Raw genomic sequence first — 10,201 nt, 5'->3', positions numbered from 1 at the left:
GCGAAGGCGGAGGGCGCGGCGGGGGCCGCGGCCGGCCGGGCGGTGGCCGCCCCGGCGATGCCCCGGCAGGACGCCGCGCGGCCCGACGTCCGCGGGCCCGGCGTGCGGCGTCCGGCCCGGGACGGGGACACCGTCCGCGAGCGCCGCCCCGCGGCCGGGCGGGAGCGCACCCCGGTGCCCGGCCGGGACCGCACTCCCCCGCCCGGGCGCGCCCCGCACCCCCCGGGCGGGCGGCCGACGCCGCGCCAGCGCCTGCTGCGGCAGCGGCTGGTGGTGTTCGTGACGGTGACCCTGGGCGTGGCGCTGGCCATCGCCGTCGCGCAGGGCTGCGAGAACCGCGACGCGCAGGGCCTGGGCCCGCAGCCCGCCGGGGTGGCGACCGCTCCGGCCGAACCGGCCACCGGGACGACGCTGTCGGTGGACGGCGCGAACGCCGCCGGGCACGGCGACACCGGGCTGGCCCCGTCCTTCGGCGTCCCGCCGCAGGTCGACTGGCCCAACCTGAGCTACCCCGACCCGTCCGGCGGCCCGGCGATCCAGCTGCACGACGGGCGCTCCACCGAGAACGGGCCGCCGGTCTCGCTCGCCGCGGTGCTGCCCGCCCGCTACCGGGACGCGCAGGCCACCCTGGTGGTGCTGCGCCGCCTGGAGGGGGCGGTGCCGGTCGACCTGGTCCAGCTGTACGGCTTCACCGGCGGCTCCCCCGTGCTGCTCGCGGACCGGGTCTCGGCCGCGAACCCGGAGGCGGGCTCGGTGTGGCGGGTGGAGAACGGCGCGCTGATCCGCGAGGAGCGGATCGACCGGACGGGCGCGGTCTCCTCCACCCGGTACACCGTCCGGGCGGACGGCGGCCTGGAGGAGTCCTGGCCGGGCACGGGCGTCTCGGGCGCGACGGACTGACCTTCCCCGGCCCGGGTTCACAACCCGGCGGCGTCCAGGCGGGCGCGCATCTCCTCGACCGGCAGGGCCGGGTTGGCGGCGGCGGCCCGCTGGACGGACCGGGACGGATCGTCGAGCAGGGCCCGCAGGGTGGCCAGGGCGTGGGCGGGGTGGCTCGCGGCGGCGGCGCGGACGTGGTCCTCGGGGGCGGCGGCGAGGCGTTCCAGCAGGTGGGCGGGCAGCTCGGGGTCGCGCAGGGCGAGCAGCCGCATCCGGGGCGCGGGGTCGTCGGCGAGGCGGCGGAGGATCTCGACGGGCAGCGGGAACATGTCGGCGGGGCGCCAGCGCATCCGCTTGACGGGGCGGTGTCCGCGGTCGAGGCGTTCGGCGGTGGCCGGGTCGATCGGGTCAGGGCTGCTGCGGGCGGCGGCGAGCGCGACCTCGTTGTCGGGGTCGGCGAGCAGCCGGGCGCGGGCCTCGGCGGGCAGGTCGGGCGAGGCGGCGGCGGCCCGGCGGAAGACCGGGTGTGGCGAGTCGAGGTGCGGCAGCGGGTCGGCGGTGACCCAGGGCAGGTCGAGCATCCAGAGATCGATGCCGACCGCGAAGTGGTCTACCTCCAGCTCGACGGCGGTCTCCTCGTCCACGTCCTCGCCGGGCGGTTCGAACGGGCCGGTGATCGAGTCGTGCAGGGCGGCGCGCTCGGCGGCGGGGGTGTCGGGGCGGGCCAGGACGGCGAGGCGGATCCGGGCCCGGGGGTCGGCGGCGAGCCGGGCGCGGAGGTGGGCGGGCAGGCCGGGGTGGGCGGCGAGGGCGCGGCGGACGTCCGGGTCGGGGTCGGCGGCGAGGCGTTCGAGGTCGGTGGTGGCCGGGTCGCAGTGCGCGGCGGCACCGGCCCGGGTGAGCGGGTCGGCGAGCAGGGCGGGGACGAGGTCGGCGGGCGGGACGGGGTACGGCAGGCGGCGGAAGTAGGTGCCGCAGGCGGCGGCGCGGACGCTGCCCTCGGGGTCGGTGAGCAGGGTGCGCCGGACGGGTTCGGGGGCGGCGCTCCACCACTGGGCGAGGGCGGCGCGGACCTCCGGGTCGGGGTCGTGGGCGAGGCGGGCGCGCAGGTCGGCGGGGGTGCGGTCGCTCTGGGCGAGCTGCTTGCGCACCTCGGGCGCCGGATCGGTGGCGAACCGTTCGAACAGCTCGGTGTCCTCGTCCGGGGCGGCGGAGATGACCAGGGCGGTCCGGACGCCCGGGTCGGGGTGGGCCGCGAGGCGGCGGCGCACCGGCTTCGGCAGGTGGCGGCTGAGGGCGACGGCGTGCGCGTCGCGGGCGATCAGGGCGTCGAGCTGGGCCCCGGTCAGGTCGGGGCGCTTGGCGAGCCCGTAGTGGCGGAGCGGGGCGGCGATCAGGCGGTCGACCAGGTCGGCGGGCAGGGCCGGGTTCTCGGCCAGGCCGCCCAGGAGTTCGTACGGGAGGTCGGGCATGCGGGCGGGGCTCCTTCAGCCGGTGAGGCGGGTGCGGGCGGCGGGCCAGTCGGTGGCGGGCATCGTGTAGTGGAGCAGGCCGTGCGGCGGGGCGCCGGGGTCGGCGGGGCGGGCGCCGAGGCGGGTGACGGCTTCGCGGGAGCGGGTGTTGGCGGCGTCGACCCGCCAGCGGACCTCGGTGAAGCCGAGGGTGTCGAAGGCGTGCGCCAGCAGCAGGAGCTTGGCCTCGCGGTTGGCTCCGGTGCGCCACCAGCGGCGGCCGAGCCAGCTGCCGCCGATCTCGATCCGGCCGGTGCGGACGTCCCAGCCGTGCAGGTTGGTGGTGCCGATCGCGGCGCGGCTCGCCCGGTCGAGGACGGCGAGCGGGAGGCGGTGGCCGCGGGCGGCGTCGGCCAGCCGGGCGGCGACGATCGCGCGCAGCTCGTCCTCGGTGTGCGGGGTGGGGGCGCTGAGGTGGCGCCAGACCTCCTCGTCGCGGCCGCCGGAGGCGAACAGGGCGGGGACGTGGGCGGGTTGGAGCGGTTCGAGCCGCACCTGGCGGCCCTCCAGGACGACGGGTGTCGGCGCGGTCGGCATGGCCGGGACGTTACCGGAGGGTGCTGGACGGCGTTGACGGCTTGTCAGTACGGGGCGGCAGCATGTGCCGCATGATGTGGACGACCGACGCGATGCACGTCGCGTACTGCCAGTACTTCCTGTACGGACCGGAGCTGCCGGACGGCTGGGACGCGCACGCGCTGGACCGGCTGTTCCACGGGAACGGGGTGGCGGCGGGCTGCCCGGACCACCTGACGGTGCTGTGCGGCACGCACACCGGGCTGGTCCGGCTGACGGTGGAGAGCTGCCCGGGGCGGCCGCCGGAGCCGGGGCCGCGGTGGGAGAGCGTGGTGGAGCTGTCGCTGTACAGCAGCGGGGAACTGCGGCTGCGCGCCTGGGACGGGGTGGACGTCGACGGGCCGGGGAACCTGGCGCGGGCCGGGCGCGGCTGGTACCGGGTGCGGGTGCAGACCCGCGGCCGGGACCGGGGGCGGGAGGCCGACACGGCGGCCCGCCCGGTGGAGGAGCACCTGCTGACGGTGTGGCCCGCTCCCCCGGCGGCGGACCTGGTGCTGCGGGTCGGCGACCTGACGGGCCGCCGGCACCACGATCCGCGCCGGCCCGCGCCGCAGCCGATCCGTCCTCCGGCGGCCCGCCGGGCGGCGTGAGGGGCCGGGCGTTCAGAAGTGGTCGGGGCCCGACCAGCTGTACCAGCCGTCACCGAGTTCGGTGTAGTACCCGGCGGACTTGCCCGCGGGGGTGCCGTGCGGGAAGTAGGCGTAGCCGTGCGGGGCGAAGACGCCGGTGCCCGCGACGGTGAACGTGACGCCGCTGCCGACGAGTTCGGTCTGCTCCAGGCGGTAGCCGGCCACCCAGGCGGGTGCGGTGTCGCCGGTGGCGAGGGTGTGTTCGGCGTGGGTGGTGAGGGCGGAGCGGGTGGCGGCGAAGCGGGCGCCGGCCGGGACGTCGTAGTGGACCAGCAGGGCGCCGGTGGCGAGCAGCAGCGGTGCGGCGGCCCAGCGCCGGCAGCCGAACCGGCCGGGGACGGTGGTGGCGGCCCGGCGGGCCCAGGGGGTCTGGTGCCAGAGCAGCCAGCCGGCCGGGAGGGCGAGCAGGGTGAGCGCGCCGAGGCCGAGCAGTCCGGGGTCCTCGCCCGGGACGCTCTCGCCCAGCAGGACGGCCGCGACGCCCAGCGCGCAGCAGAGCAGGGCGCTGTTGCCGGGGCGGGCAGGGCGCTTGAGGTGCTTGCGGTAGCGGATCGCCAGCAGGGCGGCGGGCAGGCCGACGATCAGCAGCAGCGGGATCGTGACCGGGGGGAACAGCACGTCCAGGAGGGTCCAGAGGAAGCCGCCGAGGACGAACGCCACCGTCAGGACGCCGTGCGGTGCGCCGTTCGGCAGGCACAGCAGCAGGGAGAGCAGGGCAGCCAGGGCGAGCGGGGCCCGGTAGCCGCGGCGCCGGACGAGGCGGCGGAGCGGGGCGACGAACCGCTGCCGCAGGTCGATGATCACACCGCACTGTTTACCGGAGCACCCGGCGCGGACGGAAGCCCGACGGCCCGTCGGCCCACGGATAATGGCGGTGCCGTGCGCCGGTCCGGCGGCGGCGCGGAGCGAGGCGGGAGAGGTGGCGGTAGCGGTGGCCCTGGTGGAGGGAGAACGCGTCAGGCTGGTCGAGGACCTGGCGCTGGGCGGGGCGTCCGCCGGGGAGGACGGCCCGCTGGTCGGCTTCCTGCTGCTGGGCGCGGGGATCGAGGGCACCGTGGTCCGGGTCACCGGGGAGCTGCCGCCGCCCGAGGAGGTCCGCGAGTACGAGCGGCTGCGGGCCCTGTTCGAGGACTACGGGCACACCATGCCCGCGGAGAGCCTGCGCCGGCTGGAGGCCCAGCTGGCCGAACTGGAGCCGCACTGGCGGGAGTTCGCCGCGCAGGGGCCGCGCAGTTCGGTGCGGGTCCGGTTCGACAACGGCTTCGTGCTGGACGACGCGGACGCGACGGTGTTCGCCGCCCGGTGAGCGCGGGCCCGTCCGTCAGCCGTGGTTGACGGCGTAGAAGGCGATGGCGGCGGCCGCGCCGACGTTCAGCGAGTCGATGCCGTGCGCCATCGGGATCCGCACCCGCTGGTCGGCGGCGGCCAGCGCCTTCGGGGTCAGGCCGTCGCCCTCGGCGCCGAGCATCAGCGCGGCCTTCGGGAGCAGGTGCGGGCGGGCCGCGGTGAAGTCCTCCGCGCCGGAGGGCGTCAGCGCCAGCAGCTCGAACCCGGCCTCCCGGACGGCGCCGAGCGCGTCCGGCCACGGGTCGAGCCGGGCGTACGGGACGGAGAAGACCGCGCCCATCGAGGTCTTGACGGCCCGCCGGTACAGCGGGTCGGCGCAGTCCGGGGAGAGCAGCACCGCGTCCATCCCGAGCGCGGCGGCGGAGCGGAAGATCGCCCCCAGGTTGGTGTGGTCCACCAGCCCCTCCAGGACGGCCACCCGGCGGGCCCCCGCGAGCACCTCCGGCGCGGTGGGCAGCGGCTTGCGCTCCATCGACGCGAGCGCGCCCCGGTGCACGTGGTAGCCGGTCACCCGCTCGGCGAGCGCGGGCTCGACCAGGTGGACGGGGGCGTCCGCGCCCTCGATCACGTCCGCCATCACGCCGAGCCACTTGGCGGTCAGCAGCATCGAGCGCATCCGGTACCCGGCCGCCAGCGCCCGGCGGATCACCTTCTCCCCCTCGGCGATGAACAGGCCCTCGGCGGGCTCCCGGCGGCGGCGCAGTTCGACGTCGGTCAGGTCGGTGTAGTCGCTCAGCCGGGGGTCGGCGGCGTCGGTGACGGTGAGAGGCTCGGACACCGGACGATTTTCGCACGTCGGGAAGGACACCAGGGCTCGGGAGAGCACCGCCAGGGGCTCGGGGAACGGCGAGCCCATGGCTGCTGACGGTTCACTGCCGGAGCGCGCATCTGTTTATGGTTCTGTTCACTACACGCAGCAGCACGAACCTTCAATGGGCTCCGGCCACCAGCAGCACGGACCCGCCGTTCCCCGGGCCCCTGAATACACGCGTTCTTCCTACGGGTTGAGGACGCCGACCACGTCGCCGATCACGATGACCGCCGGGGGCTTGATCCCCTCCGCCGCGACGGTCTCGCCGATGGTGGCGAGGGTCGCGTCGACCCGGCGCTGGGTGGCGGTGGTGCCCTCCTGAACCACGGCGACCGGGGTGTCCGCGGCCCGGCCGTGGGCGACCAGTTCGGCGGCGATCGCGCCGATCTTGTCGACGGCCATCAGCAGGACCAGGGTGCCGGTCATCTTCGCGACGGCCTCCCAGTTGGTCAGCGAGCGGTCGCCGGGGCCGACGTGGCCGGAGATGACGGTGAACTCGTGGGTCAGCCCGCGGTGGGTGACCGGGATCCCGGCGGCCGCGGGCACGCTGATCGAGGAGGAGATGCCGGGCACCACCGTGACCGGGACGCCCGCCTCGACGCAGGCGAGCAGCTCCTCGCCGCCGCGGCCGAAGACGTACGGGTCGCCGCCCTTGAGCCGGACCACGAACTTGCCGGCCTTGGCGTGCTCGACGAGCGTCCGGTTGATCGCCTCCTGGGCCATGTAGCGGCCGTACGGGATCTTGGAGGCGTCGATCACCTCGACGTGCGGGGGCAGTTCGGCGAGCAGCTCGCGGGGGGCCAGGCGGTCGGCGACCACCACGTCGGCGTCGGCGAGCAGGCGGCGGCCGCGGACGGTGATCAGGTCGGGGTCGCCCGGCCCGCCGCCGACCAGGGCGACGCCCGCGTCCCGGGCCCGGTACTGGCGGGCGGCCAGCGAGCCGTCGCGCAGGCCGGCCACGATGGAGTCGCGCAGGGCGGCGGAGTGCCGGGGGTCGCCGGTCAGGACGGCGACGGTGGCGCCGGAGTCGTGGCCGGAGGCGGGCGTCCAGGCGGTGGCGGCGGAGGCGTCGTCGCTGCGCGAGCAGAAGACGCGCAGGCGCTCGGCCTCGGCGGAGACGGCGGTGTTGACCGCCGGGTCGTCGGTGGCGACCAGGGCGTACCAGGTGTCGGCGAGGTCGCCGTCCGCGTACGGGCGCTGGTGCCAGGTGAGCTCGCCGGCGTCGGCCATCGCGGAGACGGCGGGGGTGGTGGCCGGGGATATCAGGTGGATCTCGGCGCCCGCGGCGATCAGCGCGGGCAGCCGGCGCTGGGCGACCTGCCCGCCGCCGACGACGACGACGCGGCGGCCCGCGAGCAGCAGCCCGACGGGGTACGGGGTGAGGCCCTGGGTGGACGGGTGGGGCGTGGGCGCGGTCATGAGGGGGAGCTCCTGGGTGAGCGGCGGTGCTGGGGCCGTTCGGCGGGACGGCCCCACGGGCGGGAGCCCGGTGCCGGCGCGCCCTTGAGCCGGTACGGGTTCGGCGGGGCGGCCGCCCCCTCGCACTGCGGGGGCGGCCGGTGCCGGTGGGTCAGGCCTTCTCGGTGACTCCGGCGGAGTCGAAGGTGGCTACATCGTGCATCGCCCGGGCCGCGCTCTGCACCAGCGGGAGGGCCAGCAGGGCACCGGTGCCCTCGCCGAGCCGCAGGTCGAGGTCGATCAGCGGGCGCAGGCCGAGCTTGGCGAGCGCGGTCTGGTGGCCGGGCTCGGCGGAGCGGTGGCCGGCGATGCAGGCGGCCAGCACCTCGGGGGCGATGGCCTTGGCGACCAGGGCCGCCGAGCCGGCGATCACGCCGTCCAGGATCACCGGGACGCGCAGCGAGGCCGCGCCGAGCAGGAACCCGGCGAGCGCGGCGTGCTCCAGGCCGCCGACGGCCGACAGCACGCCGATCGGGTCGGCCGGGTCGGGCTTGTGCAGGTCGAGGGCCTGCCGGACGACCTCGACCTTGCGGGCGTGGGTCGCGTCGTCGATGCCGGTGCCGCGGCCGGTCACCTCGGCCGGGTCGGTCTCGGTGAACACCGAGATCAGCGCGGCGGAGGCGGTGGTGTTGGCGATGCCCATGTCACCGGTGATCAGCACCTTGTTGCCCGCCGCGACCAGGTCGCGGGCGGTCTCGATGCCGACCTCGATCGCGCGCAGCGCCTCGTCCCGGCTCATCGCCGGGCCCTGGGTCATGTCGTCGGTGCCGGGCTTGACCTTGCGCGGCAGCAGGCCGGTGGTGCGGCCCTGCTGGATGGCGTCCGGCAGTTCGGCGGCCACGCCGACGTCCACCACGCACACCTCGGTGCCGACCTGCGCGGCGAAGGCGTTGACCACCGCGCCGCCGGCCAGGAAGTTGCCGACCATCTGCGCGGTGACCTCCTGCGGCCACGGGGTGACGCCCTGGGCGTGCACGCCGTGGTCACCGGCGAAGATCGCCACGCAGCCGGGCTCCGGGACCGGCGGCGGGCACTGCCGGGCCAGGCCGGACAGCTGGGCCGCGATCAGCTCCAGCACGCCGAGCGAACCGGCGGGCTTGGTCATCCGCTTCTGCCGGTCCCAGGCCTCGCCGAGCGCCTTGGCGTCCAGCGGGCGGATGCCGCGCAGCGTGTCGGTCAGCAGGTCGTGCGGCTCCTCGCCGGGCAGCGCCCGGTTGCCGTACTGCTCCTCGTGCACCACCCAGGACAGCGGGCGCTTCTTCGCCCAGCCCTGCTGCTGCAGCTCCGGCTCGTCCGGGAACGCGTCCACGTAGCCGACGCACAGGTAGGCGACGACCTCCAGGTGCTCGGGCAGGCCGAGCTCGCGGACCAGCTCCTCCTCGTCGAAGAAGCTCACCCAGCCGACGCCCAGGCCCTCGGCGCGGGCCGCCAGCCACAGGTTCTCCACCGCCAGCGCGGCCGAGTACGGGGCCATCTGCGGCTGGGTGTGCCGGCCCAGGGTGTGCCGGCCGCCGCGGGTGCGGTCGGCAGTCACCACGATGTTGACCGGCGTCTCCAGGATCGCCTCGATCTTGATTTCCTTGAACTGCTTCGCCCGGCCCTTGGGCAGCGAGTCCGCGTACGCCTCGCGCTGGCGCTCCGCCAGTTCGTGCATCTTCCGGCGGGTCTTCGCGGAACGGATCACCACGAAGTCCCACGGCTGCGAGTAGCCGACGCTCGGCGCGGTGTGCGCCGCCTCCAGCACCCGGATCAGCACCTCGTGCGGGATCGCGTCCGACCGGAAGCCGTTGCGGACGTCGCGCCGCTCCCGGATCACCTGGTGGACGGCCTCCCGCCCGGCCTCGTCGTACCCCGGCGCGGCGGGCGCCCGCTCCTCCTCGGCGACGGCCTCGGCGGACTCGGGCCCGACGGCGGACTCGGGCTCGACGGCGGACTCGGACGCCGGCTCGACGACCTCGGCGGCCTCGGCGGCCTCGACGGCGGTGTCGCCCTCGGTCTCACCCTCGGCCTCGACCGCGGTCCCGGGAACGGCTTCCGGCGCGACCGGCGCGGCCTCGGGCTCGACGGTCACGGGCTCGACGGTCACGGGCTCGACGGCGGTGGCGGCGGGCTGCTCGGCCGACTCCTGCTGCTGCGCCGGCTCCGACGCGGCGACCGGCTCGGCGGGCGCGGCCGCGGGCTGCGCGACCTGCTCGGCGGCGGGCTGCTCGGCGGGGGCCTCGACGGCCGGGGCCGCGGACTCCTCGGCGGCCGCTTCCGGCTGCGGTTCGACGGCGGCGGCCGGGGCCTCGGGCTCCAGCAGCGGCAGACCGGCGGGGGCGGCGAGGAACGCGGAGATGCGCCGGTGCGCACCCCGGCCGGACGGCTTCGCGGCCGGGTCGGGGATCGGCTCCGCGACGGCCTCGCCGCTCACCGTCTGCGCGTTCGCGGCCTCGGGCTGCGCGACCTGCGCGACCTGCTCGGCCACGGCCTCGGCCGGCACCGACCCGACCGGCAGCGGCTCGGCCTGGACGGCCTCGGGCTCGGGCTCGACGGCCACGGGCTGCTCGGCCGACGGCGCGTCAACTGCCGCGGCCGTCCCGGGCTGCGGCTCGACCGGCGCGGCGCCCTGCTGCTCGACCGGCTCGACGAACACCGGGGCCAGGTTCGCGGCGGGCGCGCCCTCCGCGTCCACGGGCGCGGGCTGCGGCTCCGCCGGTCCGGCGGCGGGCTCGGCGGCCGGGGCGACGACGGCCTCCACGGCCTCGGCGACGATCTCCGGCACCTCGGTGGTCTCGGCCACCGCGACCGGCTCCGCGGCGGGCTCCGCGACGGGCTCCGCGACGGGCTCGACCACCGGCTCGACGGGCTCGGCGACCACGGCGGCCGCGGCCGCCTCGACCGGCTCCGCGACGGGCTCCACCGCGGCCTTGACGGCCGGTGCGGCCTCCACGGCCTCCGCGACGGGCGCCACCGGCTCGGCGACGGCCGCGGCCGCGGCCGCCTCGACC

Annotated in this window: 8 protein-coding genes and 1 pseudogene; 3 read left to right on the top strand and 6 right to left on the bottom strand. The window is 77.1% G+C overall.

Annotation, left to right across the window (positions count from 1 at the left end):
- Positions 1-900 (top strand): annotated as a pseudogene (locus tag ACWEO5_RS36410) (hypothetical protein); the annotation flags it as partial.
- A gap of 17 nt (positions 901-917) precedes the next feature.
- On the opposite strand, the gene ACWEO5_RS36405 reads toward ACWEO5_RS36410, so the two are convergent.
- Together ACWEO5_RS36405 and ACWEO5_RS36400 are read right to left on the bottom strand one after the other, a co-directional pair.
- A complete protein-coding gene (locus ACWEO5_RS36405; protein ID WP_452166392.1) occupies positions 918-2,351 on the bottom strand; it encodes a hypothetical protein in 1,434 nt (477 codons plus the stop codon).
- A gap of 15 nt (positions 2,352-2,366) precedes the next feature.
- Positions 2,367-2,927 (bottom strand): GNAT family N-acetyltransferase, encoded by a 561-nt coding sequence (locus ACWEO5_RS36400; protein ID WP_452166391.1) that lies wholly within the window; start codon positions 2,925-2,927, stop codon positions 2,367-2,369.
- A 71-nt stretch (positions 2,928-2,998) separates the two neighbouring features.
- Between ACWEO5_RS36400 and ACWEO5_RS36395 the strand changes: the two genes are divergently transcribed.
- The gene (locus ACWEO5_RS36395) at positions 2,999-3,556 is read left to right on the top strand and encodes a hypothetical protein (RefSeq protein WP_452166390.1); all 558 of its coding nucleotides are present in this window, start codon (positions 2,999-3,001) and stop codon (positions 3,554-3,556) included.
- Between the two features lie 12 nt (positions 3,557-3,568).
- Here ACWEO5_RS36395 and ACWEO5_RS36390 read toward each other — a convergent pair whose 3' ends face one another.
- Entirely contained in the window at positions 3,569-4,399 is an 831-nt protein-coding gene (locus ACWEO5_RS36390; RefSeq protein WP_452166389.1) for a hypothetical protein, read from the bottom strand.
- Between the two features lie 115 nt (positions 4,400-4,514).
- On the opposite strand from ACWEO5_RS36390, the gene ACWEO5_RS36385 reads away from it, so the two are divergent.
- Positions 4,515-4,901: a hypothetical protein gene (locus ACWEO5_RS36385; protein WP_452166388.1), complete on the top strand. Its 387-nt coding sequence runs from the start codon at positions 4,515-4,517 to the stop codon at positions 4,899-4,901.
- A 15-nt stretch (positions 4,902-4,916) separates the two neighbouring features.
- Here the strand turns inward: ACWEO5_RS36385 and ACWEO5_RS36380 are convergent, their stop codons facing one another.
- From ACWEO5_RS36380 to cobT, 3 genes are all read right to left on the bottom strand, one after another.
- Positions 4,917-5,720 (bottom strand): TrmH family RNA methyltransferase, encoded by an 804-nt coding sequence (locus tag ACWEO5_RS36380; protein ID WP_452166387.1) that lies wholly within the window; start codon positions 5,718-5,720, stop codon positions 4,917-4,919.
- Positions 5,721-5,939: 219 nt separating this feature from the next.
- Entirely contained in the window at positions 5,940-7,172 is a 1,233-nt protein-coding gene (gene cobA, locus ACWEO5_RS36375) for a uroporphyrinogen-III C-methyltransferase (protein WP_452166386.1), read from the bottom strand.
- Between the two features lie 151 nt (positions 7,173-7,323).
- On the bottom strand, positions 7,324-10,201 hold a 2,878-nt coding region (cobT, locus tag ACWEO5_RS36370), incomplete at its 5' end, for a nicotinate-nucleotide--dimethylbenzimidazole phosphoribosyltransferase (RefSeq protein WP_452166385.1).

The organism is Kitasatospora sp. NPDC004272, from assembly GCF_053603035.1.
Note: the sequence above shows the minus strand (reverse complement) of the source record. Positions and strands in the feature narration are given on the sequence as shown.